Origin of the sequence: Streptomyces sp. NPDC102451, from assembly GCF_044765485.1 — a bacterium.
Taxonomy (GTDB): Bacteria; Actinomycetota; Actinomycetes; order Streptomycetales; family Streptomycetaceae; genus Streptomyces.
Genome location: NZ_JBIWKD010000015.1, coordinates 51,295 through 71,548, shown reverse-complemented (window position 1 = coordinate 71,548; position 20,254 = coordinate 51,295). Strand labels below are relative to the sequence as shown.

Genomic DNA, 20,254 nt, shown 5'->3' with positions numbered 1-20,254 from the left:
CTCAAGCCTGCCGCAACGGCCACGCGCCTGCCCGGCGGACGGCGCGCGTTCGGACGGAGGGTTCCCGCAGCCCGTAGACCCGCCGCGCGGTGCCGGCGAGGACGGACCGCCGGCCGTCCTCCCCCAGGCCTCCGGTCAGCTCGCGTAGCGCGTCCAGGACCTCGGCGTATCCGGCGGCGAGCCGGCACACGGGCCAGTCGGAGCCGAACATCAGCCGGTCCGGCCCGAAGGCCTCGATGACGGTGTCCGCGTACGGGCGCAGGTCCTCCACGGTCCAGGTGCGCGGGTCCGCCTCGGTGACCAGACCGGAGAGCTTGCAGACGGTGTTGGGCAGCGCCGCGAGCGCCCGCAGACGGTCCGCCCAGGGGTGCGTGCTCCGCGTCGCCACGGGCGGTTTGCCCGCGTGGTCGAGTACGAAGGTGAGCTCCGGCAGGAGCGCGGCGGCGCGGGTGGCGGCGGGCAGCTGGTGGGGCAGGACGATCAGGTCGTAGACCAGTCCGGCGGCGGCGACCGCGCGCAGTCCGCGCAGGACGTCGGGGCGCAGCAGCCACTCCGGATCGTCCTCCCCCTGGACCTGGTGGCGGATTCCTACGAGCCGGCCGCCGCCGGGCAGGGCGCGGAGCGCCGCGAGGGTGCCGGCGACGTCCGGCGCGGTGAGGTCGGTCCAGCCCACGACACCGGCGACGAGCGTGCTGTGGTCGGCGAGCGCGAGGAGTTCGGGTGTCTCCTCCGCGACCGTGACGGTCTGGACGAGCACCGTGGCGACCACCCCGGCGGCGCGTGCCTCGGGCTCCAGGTCGGCGAGGGTGAAGGTGCGGCGGATGGGGGCGAGTTCCTCACCGGTGATCCACTCCTGGTCGCGCACCGCGAGGTCCCACACGTGGTGGTGGGCGTCGATGACCGGCGGGGGCGTCACAGCAGCCCTTCCGCGCGCAGGTCGTCCCAGAGCGCGTCCGGGACCGGTGTGCGGAACCGGGCCGCGGCGTCCCGCACCTCCTCCGGGGAACGGGCGCCGACGAGGACCCCCGCGACGGCCTGATGTCCCAGTGGGTAGTGCAGGGCGGCCGCGCGCAGCGGGACACCGTGCGCTTCGGTGACGGCCCGGATGCGTACGGCCCGTTCCAGGAGGGGCGCGGGGGCCGCCGCGTAGTCGTACGTCGCGCCGGGGCGCGGGTCGACGAGCAGCCCCGAGTTGAAGACGCCTCCGACGACGACGCTGCGGCCCCGGGCGGCGGCCTCCGGCAGCAGGGTGTCGAGGGCGCTGTGGTCGAGGAGGGTGAGGCGGCCGGCGCAGAGGACGGCGTCGACGTCGGTCTCGCGCAGGAAGCGGGTGAGCATCGCGGTCTGGTTCATGCCGGCTCCGACGGCGCCGACCGTGCCCTCCGCGCGCAGCTTCTCCAGCGCCGGGTAGCCCTCGCAGAAGGCGGCTTCCCCGTGGTCGTCGGGGTCGTGCAGGTAGACGATGTCGATCCGGTCGAGGCCGAGACGGGTGAGGCTGTCCTCGATACTGCGGCGGATGCCGTCGGCGCTGAAGTCCCAGCGGCGCCGGTGGGTGTGCGGTACGGCGAAACCGTCGGAGAGCCCGTGGTGGGCCGCCGCTTCGGCGGGGGTCAGCGGGTCGAGCAGCCGGCCCGCCTTCGTGGACACCGTGTACGCGTCCCGGGGCCGGTCACGCAGCGCCTCACCGAGGCGGCGTTCGGAGAGCCCGAGGCCGTAGTGCGGTGCGGTGTCGAAGTAGCGGATGCCCTCGTCCCAGGCCGCGTCGACGGCGGCGGCGGCCTGCGCCGGGTCGACCTCGGTGAAGAGATTGCCGATGGCCGCCGCCCCGAAGGCGAGTTCGGTGATCTCGACCGCACTGCGTCCGAGCCTGATGCGCCGCATGCCCCTGATGCCCCCGCCGGTGGTCCCTGATGGTCCGTAGAGGACTATTCATCGGATCAATCGACCGCGTCAACAGGTTCTCACCGATCGACGCTCACGCCGGTGCGGGCACCGTGGGCACGAGTGCGTGCAGGTCATGCAGCTCCTCGTGGACCGCGCGGGCCAGCCGGTCCAGGTCGGGCAGCGCCTTTCCGTCGGCGACCAGTCCGACCTGTACCCCTCCGCCGTACGTGGTCAGGGCGACGGCCAGTGACTGCCCGCGGGCCAGCGGCGCCATCGGGTAGACGGCGCGCAGCGGGCACCCGCCGAGCGACAGCGCCGAGCGGGGCAGGGGCACGCTGGTGACCAGGATGTCGAAGAGCATCCGGGCCGCGTTCCCCGCGAGGGGTGCCCCGAACCGGTGGGCCAGCGCGGGCAGCTGGTCGGCCAGTACGGCGACGGCGCCCGCCCCGCGCAACGGCCCGGCAGCCTTGTTGCGGTCCATGCCCGTGCGGACGAGCCGCAGGCGTTCCCGGGCGTCGGGTTCGCCGACGGGCAGCCCGAGGAGGTATGCGGAGAGCCTGTTGCCGGTGGCCGCCCCACCGGGGCGGCGCCGGGAGACGGGGACCAGGGCACGCGGGTCGGCGCCGGGGAGCGGCTCACCGCGTTCGAGCATCCAGCGGCGCAGTGCACCGGCCACCACGGCGAGCAGGACGTCGTTGGCCGTACCGCCCTCGGTGCGCCGGATCCGCTGCACCGTCTCGGCGTCGAGGTCGGCGGTGGCCATCCGGCGCGTACCGCTGGAGCGCGCGGTCAGGGCCGTGCCGGCCCTCAGGTCGAGGCGGCTGGCGCGTACGACGGAGGCCCCGACCCCCAGCGCCCGGCGCACGTCTCCCAGCCGGTCCATCGCCATGCCGGCGGCCTCGTAGGGGCCGGGCAGCCAGGAGCGGGGCGGCACGGGTGTCCGGCGGCGCACCGCGCCACGGCCCGCACCGGCGGAGGCGATCTGGTCGAAGATGCCGGCGCCGATGGCGACGGCGCGCATCCCGTCGGCGAGCGCGTGGTGCAGCTTCACGAGCACGGCGAACGGTCCGTCACCCGGGCTGTCGAGGACGTACATCTGCCAGGGCGGCAGGCCCCGTCCGAGCGGCTGTTCCATGAGTTCACCGGCGAGCCGGGTCGCCTCACCCATGAAGTCGCCCTCGGGGAGCACGACCCGCCTGACGTGCCGCTGCACGTCGAAGTCCTTGTCGGTGAACCAGGCGGCACCGCCGACGGGCAGCAGGACGTCACGCACCCGCATCCGGAGCCGGGGGATCGCGGCCGCCCGCGCTCCGAGCAGCTCCAGGAGGTCCTGCGGGGCCACGCCGGGCACCGGGTCGAAGACGGCGAGGGCGCCGAGGTGCATCGGGTGGGCGTCGGATTCGAGGTGCCAGAAAGCCAGATCAAGCGGTGCCAGAAGCTCGGTACTCAACGGGGCCTCGCGTCTTCGACAGCGGAACGGCGGGATCGCAGTCAATCCCGCAGGGTCGGTTACGGTCAAGTATGGACATGTTACGTACTGTTACAGTCTCGCGCTGTCCCGGCAGCGGCGCTACCGGTGCCCCGGAATGAGGAATTCGCACCACACGCACTTGCCGTTGCCCCGGGACTCCACTCCCCAGACGTCGGCAATCCGGTCGACGAGCATGAGTCCACGCCCCGAGACCCCGGACTCCCCCGCGTCCCTGCGGCGCGGCAGCGCGCTGGACCGGTCCTCGACGTCGACACGGAGGCGGCGTTCGGGTCCGGTGAGCATCCGGATGGTGACGATGGCGCCGCCGTCGGTGTGCATCAGCGCGTTGGTGATCAGCTCGTCGGCAGCGAGCTCGACCTCGTCCGCCCGGCCCTTCGCGCCCCAGGCCCGGACGGCCGCCCGGATCATGTGGCGTGCGGACGTCAGTGCCTCCGGGTCGTTCTGCGCGACGTGCTGCTGGAGCCGCCCGCCCGGATGGGGGGCGTGGGCCGCGTTGCGGCGCATCAGCAGCACCGCCATGTCGTCCTCGCCGCCGCGCTCGTCGACCACTTCGCAGAGCCTTTCGGCCAGCTTGTCGAGATCCTGCGGCCCGTCACGGACCGTCGCGGCCAGCAGCCTCATGCCGTCGTCGAGGTCGGTCCCGGGCAGCTCCACCATCCCGTCGGTGTAGAGGATCATCGTCTGGCCCGGGTCCAGGTCGACGGTGCTGACCGGGTATTCGAGCTGCCCGAACTCCGCGGAGAGACCCAGCGGCAGCCCACCGTCGACCGGCAGCCTCCGGCAGCTGCCGTCGACGTCCCGCAGGGCCGGGTCGACGTGCCCGGCCCTGACCATCTGCACCACTCCGGTGGTCAGGTCGGCCTCGGCGTAGGTGCAGGTCGCGAAGCGGTCGGTGTCGAGTTCATGGAGGAAGACGGACGCCCGTGCCATGACCGTGGCCGGGCTGTGCCCCTCGGCGGCGTAGGCGCGCAGCACGATGCGGAGCTGGCCCATGACGGCTGCCGCGTGCGTGTCGTGTCCCTGTACGTCACCGATGACGGCGCCGACCCGGCCGCCGGGCAGCGGGATGATGTCGTACCAGTCGCCGCCGATGTCCCTGCCGAGCCGAGCCGAGCGGTAGCGGACGGCGACCTGCGCCCCGGGCACGTCGGGGATCCGGCGCGGCAGCATCGCCTGCTGGAGCCCTTCGGCGAGGTCGTGCTCCTGTTCGTAGAGCATGGCCCGCTGGAGGCTCTGCGCGATCGAACTGCCGAGGGCCACCAGCAGGTTCCGCTCGTCGCTGGTGAAGCCTGCCTTGTCGCCGTAGAGCAGCCCGAGTGCGCCGATCGGGCGGGCCTGGGCGATGAGCGGCATGTAGGCGGCGGCGGTGATGCCGAGGTGGCTGATGTGCGGCCAGAGGATGGGGTACGACGTGGCGAAGTCCTCCGGCGTCTCGATGAAACGCGGCGTGAGCGTGCGGATGACCTCACTCATCGGGTAGGGCTCGTCCGTGCGGGTGTAGCGGGTGCCCTGCACGAACGCCCCTTCGGGGCCGTCCGCCACCAGATGGATGCGCCCGGACTCGAGCAGCCCCATGACGAGGCTGGTGGCGCCGAGGTTGGCCAGGCCGCGGGAGCTCTTCAGCACATCGGTGACGTCCTTGACCGTACGGGCGTGGGCCAGGGCCGCCGTGGTGCCCTCGACCAGGCTCGTACGGCGACGGCGCTCCTCGTCGACGGTCCGGCGGGCGGTGGACTCGGCCAGCTCCTGGGTGGCGTCGCGGATGATCCCGATGATGCGGCGGGGCCGCCCGGTGCCGTCACGGCGGATGAACCCCTGGGTGTGGGTCCAGCACAGGGTGCCGTCGCGTCGCGTCCTGCGGAAGTACGCGCCGTAGTTGCTGCGGCCGCTCTTGAGGGCCTGCGAGACCATGGTGTCGAGCCGGATCGCCTCGTCGGCGGGGACGCGCTGCGCGAGCCCCGCCGGATGGCCGTCGTACTCCTCGGCGCTCAGGTCGAACACATCGAGGGCGGGCTCGTCCATGTGCATGAGGCCGCTGTCCAGGTCCCAGTCGAAGCTGCCCATTCGGTTCAGGGCGAGGCTGAGGTCCGGGTGGGCGGGCCAGTCGTCCGGGAGTGACAGGGCACCCGCTACCCGATCATCCATGTGCGCCACTCTGCCATTATTTGTCCGATTCCTCGACCGAACCCACGCCTTGAACGCGTTCAAAGTTTCCCCTATGCTGTGCGCGACAAGAATTGAACACGTTCAAGTCGGGGTTGTTCCGCGTGAGACGGGGGTGGGCGCGATGTCCGTACTGGTCGGGCTGATCGTGATGCTGGGCATGCTGGTGATCGTCCCGTTGGGCCTGGGGCTCGTCGGTGAGCCCGCGCTCGACCGGATCCGGCGGCTGTGGCCGCTCTTCGCGGTGCCCGGTGCCGTGTCCCTGTGGCTGCCGCGCGGCGCCACCGCCACCGCGCTCGCCCTCTGCTACGCACTGGGGACGCTGCTTCTCGCCGCCCACGCGCCCCGGCGCCTCGCCCGTACGCGCAGCGCGGCCCCGGTGGAGGCCGCCCTGCTCACCGCGCTGGTCACGCCGTCGGTCGCCGCGCTCGCCCTCGTCGCCGAGCGCTCCGGCCACGAACTGTTCGGATTCGGGCTCGGCATCCTGGCGCTGACCGTGCCGCACTTCCACTTCGCCGGTTTCGCCGCCGCCCTCGTCGCCGGTCTGGTCTGCCGGGCCGAGGACGGCGCGGCCGGCCGTTTCGCCGCTCTGAGCGTGCCGTTCGGCACCCTGCTCGTCCTCGTCGGCTACTTCACCAGCGAGCGGACCGAGCTGGCCGGCGCCGTCGTGCTCACCGCCGGGATGTGGACGGTCGCCCTCCTGACCTGGCGTACCGCCCCCGCCGCCGGACGGGACCGTGTCACCCGCGCCCTGCTCGCCGTATCGGCCGGCGTCCTCGTGGTCACCATGGTGCTCGCGCTGAGCTGGGCGCTCGGCGAGGCCACCGGCCTGCCGCACCCCACCCTGACCTGGATGGCGGCCACGCACGGCCTCGGCAACGCGCTGGGCTTCGCGCTCTGCGCGCTGCTCGCCCGGCGCCGGCTCCAGGACCTCACCCACCCGGAAGGCAGGACCGCATGAGCACACTGACGTATCCCGAGGTCGGAGCCACCCGGCTGGGGCCGTTCCCGGACGGGTACAACCATCTGCACCACCGCGCCGCCGTCGGCAGGGGCCGGGCGGACTTCGAGGCCGCGGGTGCAGCCGTCACCGAGTGGCGCATGCACCGCACCACGGGGGCCAGGGTGAACGCCTCCGCCGCACGGGCCGCCGCCGGGGTGACCGTCGAGGTGTCGGCGGGCGTCGGGCCGTTCCGCCTCACCGCCCCCTGCGAGATCGTCTGGACCGCGTACGAGAGGCACCGCATCGGCTTCGCGTACGGCACGCTGCCACGGCATCCGGAGTGCGGGGAGGAGAGCTTCGTGGTGGAGCTGGCGGACGACGGAACGGTGTGGTTCACCGTCATGGCGTTCTCGCGCCCCGCCTCCTGGTACAGCCGGCTGGCCGGTCCACTCGTCCCGGTGGCCCAGCGGTGGTACGCCCGACGGCTCGGCACCACGCTGCGCCGTGTCGTGTCGGACGCCTGACGGGCGGGGCCCGCCGGATACTGGGGACGGTGGAGTGGTTCACCGCAGATGGCTACTGGCTGAGCAGGCTGATCTTCCAGCGTGCGCTCGCCGTCGTCTACCTGGTCGCGTTCGTCGCCGCCGCGCTCCAGTTCCGGGCGCTGATCGGCTCCCGGGGCATGCTCCCGGTGCCCGACCTCCTGCGGCGCACCTCGTGGCGGGCCGCGCCCGGCCTGTTCCGCCTGCACTACTCCGACCGCTTCTTCGCGCTGGTCGCGTGGACCGGCGCCGCGGTGTCCGTCGCCCTCCTGGCCGGGCTGGACGCGTACCTCCCGCTGGGGGCGGCGATGGCCCTGTGGGCGGTTCCCTGGGTGCTGTACCTGTCGATCGTCCAGGTCGGCCAGGTCTGGTACGGCTTCGGCTGGGAGTCGCTCCTGCTGGAGACGGGCTTCCTCGCCGTCTTCCTCGGCAACGGTGACACGGCGGCCCCGGTGCTGGTCCTGTGGCTGCTGCGCTGGCTGCTCTTCCGGGTGGAGTTCGGCGCCGGGCTCATCAAGATCCGGGGGGACGAGTGCTGGCGGAAGCTCACCTGCCTCGACTTCCACCACGAGACCCAGCCGATGCCGGGTCCGCTGAGCTGGTTCTTCCACCATCTCCCGAAGCCCGCGCACCGGGTGGAGGTCGTCGCCAACCATGTCACCCAGCTCGTGGTGCCCTTCCTGCTCTTCACCCCCCAGCCGGTGGCGAGCGTCGCGGCGGGGCTGATGGTGGTCACCCAGCTGTGGCTGGTGCTGTCGGGGAACTTCGCCTGGCTGAACTGGCTGACGATCGTCCTCGCGCTCGCCGCGATCGACTGGTCGCTGATCGCCGGTCCGCCGCCCGCGCAGCCGGGAGCGCCCCTCTGGTACGAGGTGGTGGTCATGGCGGGCACCGTCCTCGTCCTGGTCCTCAGCTACCGCCCGGCACGCAATCTGCTCTCCCGCCGGCAGGCGATGAACCGCTCCTTCGACCCGCTGCACCTGGTCAACACCTACGGGGCCTTCGGGAGCATCAGCAGGATGCGGCTGGAGGTGGTGGTCGAGGGCACCGACGACGAGGTGATCCACGAGGGGACCCGCTGGCTCGAGTACGGCTTCCGGGGCAAGCCGGGCGATCCACGCAGGCTGCCGCGCCAGTTCGCCCCGTACCATCTGCGGCTGGACTGGATGATGTGGTTCGCGGCCCTCTCCCCCGCCTACGCCCGCTCCTGGTTCGGGCCGTTCGTCGAACGGCTGCTGCGGGGCGACCGGGACACCTTGCGGCTGCTGGGCCACAACCCGTTCCCCGACGGCCCGCCGGCCCACATCCAGGCCAGGGTCTTCCATTACTGGTACACGGACCGGCACGAACTGCGGGCCACCGGATGCTGGTGGGACCGGACCTACGTACGAGAGTTCATGAGGCCGGTGGCCCGCCCCGTCCCGCTCCGGCCGGACGGGCACGGGCCCGGCAAGGGGAACGGCCGCCGGTGAGCGTCCCGGTGGCCCGCACGGCAGGGGCAGCGCCGTCCCGACCGGTTTGCGGGCCGGGACGGCGCTGCGTGTGCTGCGGTCAGTCGGCCCGGCCTCCGGGCACGACACAGGAGCGGCTGTTCTCGCCCGATTGTCGCTGGCATGTCGATACTTCGCGCGGGCGTCGCACCCTCGGGGGCACGGGAGGCGGCAGTGACCAAGGAGAAGACCCCTGCCCCCGTCCGGGGACGGGGGCAGGGGCCGAGGCGCTGCTCGAACGGGTACGGGCGGGTCAGTCGATCCCGGGCAGGATGTGGGGCTCGGCCAGGTCGTCCTCGTAGCCGGCCAGCCTGATCGGCGCCGACCTCGCCCAGACCTCGATGTTCCGGAGCTTCTCGGGCCGACGGCCCTGCTCCGCGGCCCGTTCGGACGGGCGCGTCTCGGTCTTCGTCATGTCAGGTGTCACCGCGGACTCCTTTGTGTCGCGTTACCCCGGGCGGTGGCGACGTTGCGGCTGTGAGAACCGTGTCGGGACCGCCCACTGCGGGGCAGGGGGCAGAAACAGTTCGGTCGCGGTGGCGCCGGGTACGGGGTGGGACGGCGGGCTGCTTACAGACCTGTCCCAGGACGGCCGAGGAAGCTTCGTGGATCCCTTGGTGGCGTCCGTTCACACCAGACTAACCAAATGAGCGCCGTCCCGCTCGACAGAACGTGTGGCCTGGGTCACTTTCAGCCAACAGAACGGCGGCGGTCCGCTGAACGCGGGACCGCCGCCGTGCCATCTGTCATCGCAGGTGACGGGAGGTGCGGGAGAGCCCGGAGGCCGGGAGGTCAGGCCTGCCGGCGGAGGTCACCAGCCCGCGGGGGCGTAGTCCTTCAGGAAGCAACCGTAGAGCTCCTCGCCCTCTTCGCCGCGCACGATCGGGTCGTAGACGCGGGCGGCCCCGTCGACGAGGTCCAGCGGGGCGTGAAAACCCTCCTCCGCGAGACGGATCTTGTCCGGGTGCGGCCGCTCGTCCGTGATCCAGCCGGTGTCGACGGCCGTCATGAGGATGTGGTCCTTCTCGAACATCTCCTGGGCGCTGGTGCGGGTCAGCATGTTCAGCGCGGCCTTGGCCATGTTGGTGTGCGGGTGCCCCGCGCCCTTGTAGCCACGGCCGAACACGCCCTCCATCGCGGAGACGTTCACGACGTACGCGCGCTTCGACTCCGTCCTGGCCATCGCGGGGCGCAGCCGGCTGATCAGGATGAACGGAGCCGTGGAGTTGCAGAGCTGGACCTCGAGGAGCTCGATCGGCTCGACCTCCTCGACGGTCTGGATCCAGCTGTTGGTGTCGTGCAGGTCGGGGACCAGACCGCCGGCGTCGATCGCGGTGCCCGCGGCGATGCGGGCCGGCGACGCGGACCCGGTCACCAGGGCGAGGTCCGTGACCTCCTGGGCGCTCAGGCCCTGGCCCTCCTGGCGGGCTGCGGGCAGCGCGGCGACCCGGTCGACGGTGCCGCTGCCGAACGTCCCGATCACCTGGGCGGCGGGCAGCTCGCCCGTCGGCAGCGGGGCGGACTCGGCCGCGACCAGCTCGCTGTAGGCCTGCGGGGAGCGGCGGACGGTCTGCGCGGCGTTGTTGATCAGGATGTCGAGCGGCCCCTCGGCGGCGACCGAGTCGGCGAGCGCGACGACCTGGGCGGGGTCGCGCAGGTCGATGCCGACGATCTTCAGACGGTGGATCCACTCGTCGCTGTCCGGCATGGCCTTGAAGCGGCGGATGGCGTCGTTGGGGAAGCGGGTGGTGATGGTGGTGTGCGCGCCGTCGCGCAGCAGCCGCAGCGCGATGTACATGCCGATCTTGGCGCGGCCGCCGGTGAGCAGGGCACGGCGTCCGGTGAGGTCGGTGCGCGCGTCGCGCCGGCTGCGGTTCTCCTTGGCGCACTGCTGGCAGAGCTGGTGGTAGAAGGCGTCCACCTCGACGTACCGGGTCTTGCAGATGTAGCAGGACCTGGGGCGCTGGAGTATGCCCGCGATCTCGGCGGAGGCCGAGGAGGACGGGAGGACACCCTGCGTCTCGTCGTCGATGCGCTCGGCCGAGCCGGTCGCCGTGGCCTCGGTGACGGCCTTGTCGTGCGCGGTCTTGGCGGCGCGGCGCTCCTGGCGGCGGCGCTGCTTCACGGTGCGGTAGATACCCGCGGTGGCCCGGCGCACGGCGACGGCGTCGGGGTGGTCGACCTCGATGGTGTCCAGCTCGTCGAGCACGCTCAGGCAGACGGCCAGCCGCTCCGGGTCGATACCGGGACCGAACTCGTCGATACCGGGAGCGAACTCCTGGCTGTCCTCTGTCACCGTCATTGCCGTTCCTCTGTCACTCGTCACTCATGCCGTTGTCGGGCTTCGGGTGGGGAGTGATCCGGCCGGGAGCCGGCGAGGGCAGGCGCGCACGGGCGGAATGCCCCGGTCAAGTCTGCCATGAGTCGGGCGTTGCTCAGTTCGGTGCGCCGCCCTGCCCGGCTTCGGCGGAGAGCGGGGTGGCGATGGACTCCAGGGACTTCTGTTCGGCCGCCACCGCGAAGAAGAACGCGACCAGCCCCGCGGCCACCATGAGGGCGGCTCCGATGCAGAAGGCCAGGACCGTGTCCCCGACCACGCCGCTCGCGGTCAGGTCCGCGAAGACCAGCGGTCCGGTGATGCCTCCGGCGGCGGTGCCCACGGCGTAGAAGAAGGCGATCGCCATCGCCCGGGTCTCCATCGGGAAGATCTCGCTCACGGTCAGATAGGCGGAGCTGGCACCGGCGGAGGCGACGAAGAGGACCAGACACCAGCAGCCGGTCATGGTCACGGCCGTCAGCATCCCGAGGCCGAAGAGCCACGCGGTCGCGAAGAGCAGCAGCCCGGAGAGGATGTACGTCCCCGCGATCATCGGTTTGCGCCCCACCGTGTCGAAGAGACGGCCCAGGAGGAGCGGTCCCAGGAAGTTGCAGAAGGCGATGACGGCGAAGTAGTAGCCGGTGGCGCCGCTGGAGATGTCGAAGAACTTCACGAGGATCGAGCCGAAGCCGAAGGTGATGGCGTTGTACAGGAACGCCTGGCCGATGAAGAGGGCGAGCCCGAGGACGGCCCGCTTCGGATACGAGCGGAAGACGGTCCGCGCGATCAGTCCGAATCCGATGCTCCTGCGCTGCCGCACGGTGATGGACGGCTCGGCCGGAGGCAGGCCCTTCCCTGTCTCCGCCTCCACTTCGCGCTCCACCCCCTCGACCAGTCGCTCCGCCTCCTCGTCGCGCCCGTGGATGAACATCCAGCGCGGGCTCTCCGGCACATGACGGCGCACCAGCAGGATGACGAGCCCGAGGACCACGCCCAGCGCGAAGGTGAGCCGCCAGCCGACGTCCTTGGGGAAGATGTCGGTGTTCAGGGCGAGTACGGAGAGCAGGGAGCCGGCCATGGCGCCGAGCCAGAAGCTGCCGTTGATGATGAGGTCGACGCGGCCCCTGTACTTGCTGGGGATCAGTTCGTCGATGGCCGAGTTGATCGCCGCGTACTCGCCGCCGATGCCGAAGCCCGTCAGGAAGCGGAAGAGGAAGAACCACCAGGCCGAGAAGGAGATCGCGGTGAGCGCGGTGGCCGCCAGATAGACGGCGAGAGTGATCAGGAAGAGCTTCTTGCGCCCGTAGCGGTCGGTGAGCCACCCGAAGACCAGTGCACCGGAGCAGGCGCCCGCGACGTACAGCGCGGCGGCGATGCCGGTGACCTGGGCGTCGGTGATGGGCAGTCCGCTGCCGTCCTCGGACAGCCGGCTGGCGATGTTGCCGACGACCGTGACCTCGAGTCCGTCGAGGATCCAGACCGTGCCCAGGCCGATCACGATCATCCAGTGCCAGCGCGACCAGGGGAGCCGGTCCAGCCGTGCCGGGATCCGGGTCGTGACAGTGCGTCCTTCTGCCGTACCGGTGTCGCTCATGAGCCCTCCTCGGCTTCCGGAACCACAGGTGCCCGGAACGAGGCGTGACTCACACCTGAGCCATGAAGAGCAACGAAAAGCACCCGCACGGACACGGATCGTTACGACCGGGAGCCTCATCCCGGCCCGTGGGGGCTTCTCCGGAAAATCTTCTGCACTCGGTGGCATTACTTCCGGATGACGGGGCATGCGCCCGTCACTGCTGCAGGACACCAGGGAGGGTGACACCATGACGGCCATGTCAGTGCGGACCACCGAAGCGATCGGCACAGCGGCGACGCGGTGCGACGAGGCGGAGGCGGTTTCCGGCACGGCCGCGCTTCCATGGATCGAGGACGCCGGCAAGGTGGCGCCGCAGGATGCCCGGGCGATGTCGAAGCTCTTCTTCGACCGGCTGCAGGTCCTCGAGGAGGGGACCCACGAGTACCAGTACGCGCGCAACACCCTGATCGAGATGAACCTCTCCCTGGTGCGCTTCGCCGCATCGCGGTTCCGCAACCGGGGCGGTGACGACACCGAGGACATCATCCAGGTGGGGACGATCGGCCTGATCAAGGCGATCGACCGGTTCGACCTGTCTCGCGAGGTCGAGTTCGCGACCTTCGCGGTGCCGTACATCGTCGGTGAGATCAAGCGGTTCTTCCGCGACACGACCTGGTCGGTGCACGTGCCGCGGCGGCTGCAGGAGCTGCGGGTCGAGCTGGCCAAGGCCAAGGAGCAGCTGTCGGCGGAGCTCGACCGCGACCCGACGGTCGCGGAGCTCGCCGCGCATCTCGATCTCCCCGAGGAGGAGATCATCGAGGGGCTCGTCGCCGCCAACGGCTACTCGGCGGGCTCCCTGGACACCCCGAACGCCGACAGCGAGTCGGGCAGCGACCAGCGCGCCTACGCCGATCTCCTCGGCGACGACGACCCCGGGATGGAGAGCGTCGAGAATCTGCACACCCTGGCCCCGCTGCTGCGGCAGCTGGACGACCGGGAGCGGAAGATCGTCCGCATGCGCTTCGGGCAGGAGATGACGCAGGCACAGATCGGCGCCGAACTGGGCGTCTCCCAGATGCATGTGTCGCGCCTGCTCAGCAGGATCGTCAAGCGCCTGCGCACGGGCATGAGCGTCGAGGCCTGATCCACAGCACAGCGACGGAAGGACTGAGGCCCGGCCTGGTGCCGGGCCTCAGTCACATATGCTTCCTGGCGATACGGCCGTGGGTGTCCCGTGCCGTCCTTCAAAGGGGGTGGAGCGTGGCCGACTCGTCGTTGGGCACCTCTGCGCGTGTACAGCAGCCCGGTGTGGTCCCGGAGCAGCAGCGGGTGCTGACCGGTGCCGACGTGTCCGTCTGGGACGTCGACGCGGTCCTGCTCCTCGTCGAGGACGACGCCGGGGACGCGCTCCTGGTCGAGGAGATGCTCACCGACAGCGAGCTGGCCGCCCCGCTCACGTGGTGCAAGACGCTGGCCGAGGCGCGGCGGTTCCTGCTGGGGTGCCGCACACCGGTCTGTGTCCTGCTGGATCTGCACCTGCCCGACGTGAACGGCCTCGACGCCGTCCGTCAACTCGTCGGGTCCGCCCCTGACGCGGCCGTCATCGTGCTCACGGGCCTGGACGAGTCGTCGACGGGGCTGTCCGCGGTGGCGCAGGGCGCCCAGGACTACCTCGTCAAGGGCCGGATCGATCCCGAGGTGCTGGGCCGGGCGGTCCGCTACGCCCTCCAGCGCAAGCACGCCGAGCGGTCGGCGGCCGCCATGCGGACCAGCCGTCTGATCGCCCAGGAGAACGCACGCCTGGAGCGCGCCCTGCTGCCGATCCCGCTGCTGCTGGACGACAGCTTCCAGGTCGCCGCGCGTTACGAGGCCGGGCGCGCCCACGGGCTGCTGAGCGGTGACTTCTACGACGTCGTGCAGACCGCCGACGGCGCGGTGCACGCGGTGATCGGCGATGTGTCGGGGCACGGCGCCGCGGAGGCCGCCCTGGGGGTCTGTCTGCGGGTCGCCTGGCGCACCGCCGTACTGACCGGCGTCACGCAGCTGGAGAAGATCGGCCTGCTGGAGGGGATACTCGTCGCCGAGCGGTCCGATCCGCATGTGTTCGCCACCCTCACCTCACTGGTGTTCCCGCCGGGCCGGGACAGGGTGCTCATCGCGCGGGCCGGACATCCCGGGCTGCTGGTGAGACGCGGCACGGAGGTCTCCTGGGTGGAGCCCGACCCCGGCATGGCCCTCGGGCTGCTGCCCGGCGCCGGCCGCTGGACGACCACGGAGCTGGAGCTCTTCCCCGACAGCGAGCTCGTCCTGTTCACCGACGGTCTGTTCGAGGGGCGTACGGGTCCCAAGTCCCGGCTCGGCGAGGACGGGCTGCTGGCCATGGCGGGCAAGTACGTCGCACTCGGAGGCAGGGCGTTCGTCGACGCGCTGGTCGCCGAGGCCACCGAGAGCGCCTCTCCGTACGGCGGCCTGGCCGACGACGTCGCCGTACTGCACCTGGGCTGGAAGGCGAACACATGAGTACGGAGCAACCGGCGGCCGCGCCGCCCGGACCGATAGCCCGGCTGTCGGTGCAGAACTGGGTGCATCTGATCCTGGCCGGCTTCGTGCTGGTGGTCTGCGGCTGCCTCGTCGTGGGCGGGGTCGTCCTCTCCCGCATCTCCGACCGGACCACCGAACTGGTGGACCGCATCCAGCCCGCCCGCTCGGCGTCGTTCCAGCTGCAGAACGCGCTCCTCGACCAGGAGACCGGGGTACGCGGTTACGCGCTCACCGGTGACCCCTCGTTCCTGGAGCCCTACGAGGAGGGCATGCGGGCCGAGCGGGAGCGGCTGGCCCGGGTGCGCTCGCTGACCGGGCACGAGCAGCCGTTCGCCGCGGACCTGGACCAGCTCGCGAAGGCCTCCGAGGAGTGGCGGACCGTGCGGGCCGAGCCGCTGATCGCGACGGTGCGGGCGAGCGGCCCCGCCGGCGCGTCCTCGGCCCCGATCGTGCGGAGCAAGGCGGAGTTCGACGCGCTGCGCGCGCTGTACACCGCCCAGCAGGGACACCTGGACGAGGCACGTGACACGGCGCGCGCCGAGCTGAACGACGCGCGCACCACCCGCGACCGTGTGCTGATCGCCCTGGTGATCGGCTTCGTGCTGGCCGTCGTGTCGCTGAGTCTGCTGCTGCACCGCATGGTGGGCCGTCCTCTGGCCGCGCTGACCGCGGCGTCGAACAGGGTGCGGGAGGGCGCCTTCACCAGCAGGATCGAGGTCCGCGGCCCGTCGGACGTCAGAGCGGTGGCCGCGGCGGCCGAGGACATGCGCCGGCGGCTGGCCGCCGAGCTGGCCGAGTCCCAGGAGCGGGAGACGCTGCTGGCCGAGCAAACCTCGGAGCTGCGCCGTTCCAACTCCGAACTGGAGCAGTTCGCCTACGTGGCCTCGCACGACCTCCAGGAACCGCTGCGGAAGGTGGCCTCCTTCTGCCAGCTGCTGGAGAAGCGGTACGGCTCGGAGCTCGACGACCGCGGCCGGCAGTACATCGACTTCGCGGTCGACGGCGCCAAGCGGATGCAGGTGCTCATCAACGACCTGCTGACCTTCTCCCGGGTGGGCCGGGTGCAGCAGAGCTGGAAACCGGTGGACCTGGAGGCCGCGCTGGACCGGGCCCTGTCCAATCTCACCCTGACCGTCGAGGAGTCCGGAGCCGTCCTCGTACGCGAGGACACGCTGCCGGAGCTGCTCGGCGACTCGACGTCGCTCACCATGGTGTGGCAGAACCTGATCGGGAACGCGGTCAAGTTCCGGCGGCGCGACGTGCCGTGCCGGATCACCGTCGGGTGTGTCCGGGAGGGCGACGACTGGCATCTGACGGTCGCCGACAACGGCATCGGGATCGCGCCGGAGTTCGCGGACAAGGTCTTCGTCATCTTCCAGCGCCTGCACGCCCGCGACGAGTACGAGGGGACCGGGATCGGGCTCTCCCTCTGCCGCAAGATCATCGAGTTCCACGGTGGCCGGATCTGGCTGGACCCCGAGCCGGCCGAGGGCACACTGATCCACTTCACCCTGCCCGTCCTCCCTGAGGCACCCACGCACACCACGGCGGAGCTCCTGGCCCCCGCCGCGCTCACCCCCCGGTCGGGAGACCCCCTGTGAACGACGCCGTCAAGCCCATCGAGGTCCTGCTCGTCGAGGACGATCCCGGCGACGAGCTGATGACCCGTGAGGCGTTCGAGGACAACAAGATCCGCAACACCCTCCATGTGGTCCGCGACGGGCAGGAGGCGCTGGACTTCCTCTACCGCCAGGGCGAGTACCCGGACGCGCCGCGCCCTGATCTGGTCCTTCTCGATCTGAACCTGCCGAAGTACGACGGCCGGCAGGTGCTGGAGCGCATCAAGACGGATCCGGAGCTGGCGCTGATCCCGGTGGTGGTCCTCACCACGTCCTCCGCCGAGGAGGACATCCTGCGGAGCTACAAGCTGCACGCCAACGCCTATGTCACCAAGCCGGTCGACCTGGAGCAGTTCATCGGCGCGGTGCGCCAGATCGACGACTTCTTCGTGAGCGTGGTCCGGCTGCCTCCGCGTGCGTAAGATCTGCAGAGATCTCCCGGAGTGGGATCTCTCGACGCGGGTAGACGAACGGCGAGAAGAGGTCGACGACCTCCCCTGCGGCGCCCCTGGCTGGAGCACATGAACGAACAGGCCACCTCACGGCCGGACGATCCCTTCCAGGGGTCCCCGTCCACGGAGGTTCTGCTCACCGCCGAGGTGTTCGACGGTGAGCCCGGATGCATCGCGCAGGCCCGCGCGCTCGCCGACCGTTTCCTGGCACGGCTGGTGGCGGAGTGGCTCGCCGTCCTGGGTGAGCACACGCGCAGCGATCTGATGCTGGCGGTCAGCGAGCTCGTCACCAATGCGGACCGCTACAGCCACGGTCCGTATCTGCTGGAGCTCGAGGGCGACGCGCGGCGCATCAGCGTCACGGTGTACGACAGCAGCACGGCGCTCCCCGTGCTCTACTCCCCCGATCCGGCCCGCCTCGGCGGTCACGGCATGGAGATCGTGGTCGCGCTCTGCGACCGGCTCACGGCCGAGCGCGTGCCCGTCGGCAAGCGCATCCGTGCGGAGTTCATGCTCAGCACCTGAACGGCCGTGGTGCCGCGGCCACCGGCCCGGGCACGACGGCCGTTCCGTCGCGTCCACGGATACCCGGCGCGGTGGAGCGGCAGCAGGGCGTCACCCCTCCCGGCGAACTTCTGAGGCCTCGGCCGAGCAGGACTACCGTCGGGAGGAGGAGCCTGGAGTGATGGACGTACTACTGGAGCAGTATGCCGAATCGCCGCCTCAGGGACGACGACGCGGCGGCTTCGACGGGACATCGTGGTGTACATGAGTTCCCTCGCGCTTTCCGTGCTGCTCTCACTGGTCTCCGCGGTCGCCTACGCGGCCGGGGCGATCGTCCAGGAGCGCGTGGCCGCGGCCGGTGACAGCCGCCCGTACGCACCGCTGCGCAACGGCGTCTGGTGGGTGGCTGTGGCCCTCAACGGCGTGGGAGCGGTGCTGCACGTCGTGGCGCTGGCGTACGGGCCTCTCAGTCTCGTGCAGCCCCTCGGGGCGCTGACGATCGTCTTCGCGCTGCCCATGGCGGCGCTCTTCGTCCGCCGCAGGGCGGGGCGTACGGCCTGGCGCGGTGCCCTGATGGCCACGGTCGGCCTGGCGGGACTGCTGGCTCTCACGGGGAACGCGGGCTCCCACACGCTGGCCGGGCCGGAGCAGCTGATGCTCGCGTCCGCGACCGCCGGTGCCGTGGTGGTCGTCCTGGTGCTCGCCAAGGGGCTGCACCGGCCGATGCTGCGCAGCGTGGTGCTGGCCACGGGCGCCGGTGTCGCCTTCGGCATGGCCTCGGTGTTCACCAAGACCGTGGCCGTGGAGTGGACCTCCGGCTCGGTGACGTCCGGGCTGCCGACCCTGCTGGTGATCGCGGTGCTGGCGGCCGCGGGGCTGCTGCTCTCCCAGGCGGCGTACCGGGGTGCCGGGCTGACGGCGCCCCTCGCGACGGTCACCGTGGTCAACCCGGTCGTGGCGGCCGCCGTGGGCATCACGATGTTCGGGGAGCAGTTCCGCTACGGCCTGACGGGCACCCTGCTCGCCCTCGGCTGCGGTGCGCTGGCGGCGGCCGGTCTGGTGCTGCTGACCACGGAGCGTGTGGGCGCGGAGCGGCGTACGGCGGAGCGGGCGGAGTCCGGGGAGCATACGCCTGAGGCGCACGCCGGGGACCGGGACGCGCCTCGCACGGTGGTGCTGCCCGAGCCGGCGAAGCCCGCGGAACCCCAGGGGGCGGCGGTGCTGCCGGACCCGTTTCCGGCGCCCACGGCGCTCTCCCTCCCGCTGACGCTGCCGTTGGACCACGGCGGCGGGCGCGTGGAGTTCGGCGGCGGACGGCCTGCTCGCCGGGGTGACTTAGAGGACCGGGCCAGGGCTGTTCAGACGCTGACGCCGCCTGCCCTGAGGTAGGCGAGGGGGTCGACGTCGGACCCGTAGCCGGGGCCGGTGCGGATCTCGAAGTGCAGGTGCGGGCCGGTGCTGTTCCCGGTGGATCCGGAGCGGGCGATCCGCTGGCCGCTGCCGACCTGCTGGCCCTCGCGCACATGGAGCGAGGAGAGGTGGGCGTACTGGCTGTATCTGCCGTCGGCGTGCCGGATGACGACCTCGTAGCCGTACGCGCCCGCCCAGCCGGCCGAGACCACCTTCCCGGACGCCACGGCCTTCACCGAGGTCCCGGTGGGCACCGGGAAGTCGACGCCCGTGTGGTAGCCGCTGGACCATGAACCGGCCTGGTGGTACGGGGTTCCGGTGCGGGCGGACACGGGGGCGGTGAGGGCGGACCGCGGCTTGGACGCCTTCTTGGCGGCCGGGGCCGCGGGCTGCTTCGCCGTCTGCTCGGGAGCGGTCTTCTTGGGCGCGGCCTTCTCGATGGCCTTCTCCGGAGCCTTCTCGGTGGCCTTCTCCGTTGCCTTCGGGGCCGTGGTCCTGGGGGTGGCCTTCTGCTTCGGGGCCGTCGGCGGTGTCCCGGCCACGTCGAGGGTCAGCCGCTGTCCGGGAAGGATGAGGTCGGGGTCGGCGCCCACCACGCTGCGGTTGGCCGCGTACAGCCGCTGCCAGCCGCCCTGGACCCGCTCTGCGGACGCGATGCCGGAGAGGGAGTCGCCGCGTGCCACGGTGTACGACTCACGCTTCCCGGGCACCGCCGTCGGCGAGGTCTTCGCCGCCACCGCGTCACGGGCCGTCGTGGCGGCCGTACCCTTCGCCGGGCGGGCGGCGGCCGCCTTGTCCTGCGCTGCCTTCGTGGCTGTGGTCCGGGGGGTGGTGCCGGGTGCGTCGCCGCCCTGCTTCAGGCCGGCGCGCACGGAACACGTCGGCCAGGCTCCGGGGCCCTGCCCGTCGAGGACCTTCTCGGCGACGGCTATCTGCTGGTCCTTGGTCGCCAGATCGGCCCGCGCCGCGTAGGCGGTGCCGCCGTAGGCGTCCCAGGTCGACCTGGTGAACTGCAGGCCCCCGTAGTAGCCGTTGCCCGTGTTGATGTGCCAGTTGCCCGTCGACTCGCAGGCGGCGACCTTCTCCCACACATCGGTCGAGGCAGCCCCTGCCGAGGCCGCCGTGAGCAGCGGGAGCGCGATCCCCGCGCCTCCCGCCGTCACCGTGAGCGAGGCACGGTTGATCCGGCTGGGCTGATATCTGCGGTGCCGTCCGTTCGCGGCCATGATCAGGCTCCCCCACTGGCAGTAGGACACGTCGCAAGCGGCCAACTTATGGGCATACGGGGGACGGTGACAAGGGAACAGCTGACTCCCGCAGC

Annotated in this window: 17 protein-coding genes; 9 read left to right on the top strand and 8 right to left on the bottom strand. The window is 71.5% G+C overall.

Translation table 11 applies throughout. The annotated features are described in order from the left end of the window. Nucleotide 1 precedes the first annotated feature (1 nt). The 4 genes from ACIRD8_RS27990 to ACIRD8_RS27975 all read right to left on the bottom strand — a co-directional run bounded on the left by ACIRD8_RS27990 (nt 2) and on the right by ACIRD8_RS27975 (nt 5,521). Nucleotides 2-916, bottom strand: coding sequence for an amidohydrolase family protein (locus tag ACIRD8_RS27990; RefSeq protein WP_403997235.1), 915 nt, complete (start codon nt 914-916; stop codon nt 2-4). Continuing rightward, the gene (locus ACIRD8_RS27985; RefSeq protein ID WP_403997233.1) at nt 913-1,881 is read right to left on the bottom strand and encodes an aldo/keto reductase; all 969 of its coding nucleotides are present in this window, start codon (nt 1,879-1,881) and stop codon (nt 913-915) included. Before ACIRD8_RS27985 ends, ACIRD8_RS27990 begins: the two co-directional genes overlap by 4 nt. Before the next feature lie 94 nt (nt 1,882-1,975). Next, on the bottom strand, nt 1,976-3,334 hold the full coding sequence (locus ACIRD8_RS27980; protein WP_403997229.1) for a wax ester/triacylglycerol synthase family O-acyltransferase: 1,359 nt from the start codon (nt 3,332-3,334) through the stop codon (nt 1,976-1,978). Nucleotides 3,335-3,454: 120 nt separating this feature from the next. Further along, nucleotides 3,455-5,521 carry a SpoIIE family protein phosphatase gene (locus ACIRD8_RS27975; RefSeq protein ID WP_403997226.1) on the bottom strand — a complete coding sequence of 689 codons (2,067 nt, stop codon included), beginning with the start codon at nt 5,519-5,521 and terminating at the stop codon, nt 3,455-3,457. A gap of 142 nt (nt 5,522-5,663) precedes the next feature. Between ACIRD8_RS27975 and ACIRD8_RS27970 the strand changes: the two genes are divergently transcribed. Genes ACIRD8_RS27970 through ACIRD8_RS27960 form a run of 3 tightly spaced genes read left to right on the top strand, consistent with a single transcriptional unit; the run spans nt 5,664 to nt 8,496 of the window. Further along, nucleotides 5,664-6,500 (top strand): YndJ family protein, encoded by an 837-nt coding sequence (locus tag ACIRD8_RS27970; RefSeq protein ID WP_403997224.1) that lies wholly within the window; start codon nt 5,664-5,666, stop codon nt 6,498-6,500. After that, entirely contained in the window at nt 6,497-7,006 is a 510-nt protein-coding gene (locus ACIRD8_RS27965; RefSeq protein ID WP_403997222.1) for a DUF1990 family protein, read from the top strand. The genes ACIRD8_RS27970 and ACIRD8_RS27965 overlap by 4 nt, the downstream gene beginning before the upstream one ends. A 29-nt stretch (nt 7,007-7,035) precedes the next feature. Continuing rightward, the gene (locus tag ACIRD8_RS27960) at nt 7,036-8,496 is read left to right on the top strand and encodes a lipase maturation factor family protein (RefSeq protein ID WP_403997219.1); all 1,461 of its coding nucleotides are present in this window, start codon (nt 7,036-7,038) and stop codon (nt 8,494-8,496) included. Between the two features lie 271 nt (nt 8,497-8,767). Here the strand turns inward: ACIRD8_RS27960 and ACIRD8_RS27955 are convergent, their stop codons facing one another. From ACIRD8_RS27955 to ACIRD8_RS27945, 3 genes are all read right to left on the bottom strand, one after another. Then, nucleotides 8,768-8,941: a hypothetical protein gene (locus tag ACIRD8_RS27955; protein ID WP_403997605.1), complete on the bottom strand. Its 174-nt coding sequence runs from the start codon at nt 8,939-8,941 to the stop codon at nt 8,768-8,770. A 384-nt stretch (nt 8,942-9,325) separates the two neighbouring features. Further along, nucleotides 9,326-10,816 carry an SDR family NAD(P)-dependent oxidoreductase gene (locus ACIRD8_RS27950; RefSeq protein WP_403997215.1) on the bottom strand — a complete coding sequence of 497 codons (1,491 nt, stop codon included), beginning with the start codon at nt 10,814-10,816 and terminating at the stop codon, nt 9,326-9,328. A gap of 133 nt (nt 10,817-10,949) precedes the next feature. Continuing rightward, complete coding sequence (locus ACIRD8_RS27945; protein ID WP_403997212.1) at nt 10,950-12,425, bottom strand: MFS transporter; 1,476 nt, start codon at nt 12,423-12,425, stop codon at nt 10,950-10,952. A 229-nt stretch (nt 12,426-12,654) separates the two neighbouring features. Between ACIRD8_RS27945 and ACIRD8_RS27940 the strand changes: the two genes are divergently transcribed. The 6 genes from ACIRD8_RS27940 to ACIRD8_RS27915 all read left to right on the top strand — a co-directional run bounded on the left by ACIRD8_RS27940 (nt 12,655) and on the right by ACIRD8_RS27915 (nt 18,912). Beyond that, on the top strand, nt 12,655-13,551 hold the full coding sequence (locus ACIRD8_RS27940; RefSeq protein ID WP_403997209.1) for an RNA polymerase sigma factor SigF: 897 nt from the start codon (nt 12,655-12,657) through the stop codon (nt 13,549-13,551). A gap of 116 nt (nt 13,552-13,667) precedes the next feature. Beyond that, on the top strand, nt 13,668-14,927 hold the full coding sequence (locus ACIRD8_RS27935) for a PP2C family protein-serine/threonine phosphatase (protein ID WP_403997205.1): 1,260 nt from the start codon (nt 13,668-13,670) through the stop codon (nt 14,925-14,927). Further along, nucleotides 14,924-16,549 carry a CHASE3 domain-containing protein gene (locus ACIRD8_RS27930; RefSeq protein WP_403997202.1) on the top strand — a complete coding sequence of 542 codons (1,626 nt, stop codon included), beginning with the start codon at nt 14,924-14,926 and terminating at the stop codon, nt 16,547-16,549. Before ACIRD8_RS27935 ends, ACIRD8_RS27930 begins: the two co-directional genes overlap by 4 nt. Further along, nucleotides 16,546-16,989, top strand: coding sequence for a response regulator (locus ACIRD8_RS27925; RefSeq protein WP_099175766.1), 444 nt, complete (start codon nt 16,546-16,548; stop codon nt 16,987-16,989). Before ACIRD8_RS27930 ends, ACIRD8_RS27925 begins: the two co-directional genes overlap by 4 nt. Nucleotides 16,990-17,088: 99 nt before the next feature. Continuing rightward, nucleotides 17,089-17,544: an ATP-binding protein gene (locus ACIRD8_RS27920; protein WP_403997199.1), complete on the top strand. Its 456-nt coding sequence runs from the start codon at nt 17,089-17,091 to the stop codon at nt 17,542-17,544. Nucleotides 17,545-17,787: 243 nt separating this feature from the next. Further along, nucleotides 17,788-18,912, top strand: coding sequence for a DMT family transporter (locus ACIRD8_RS27915; protein WP_403997196.1), 1,125 nt, complete (start codon nt 17,788-17,790; stop codon nt 18,910-18,912). Here ACIRD8_RS27915 and ACIRD8_RS27910 read toward each other — a convergent pair. Beyond that, nucleotides 18,882-20,159 carry a transglycosylase family protein gene (locus ACIRD8_RS27910; protein WP_403997193.1) on the bottom strand — a complete coding sequence of 426 codons (1,278 nt, stop codon included), beginning with the start codon at nt 20,157-20,159 and terminating at the stop codon, nt 18,882-18,884. The genes ACIRD8_RS27915 and ACIRD8_RS27910 overlap by 31 nt on opposite strands. Nucleotides 20,160-20,254: the final 95 nt, after the last annotated feature.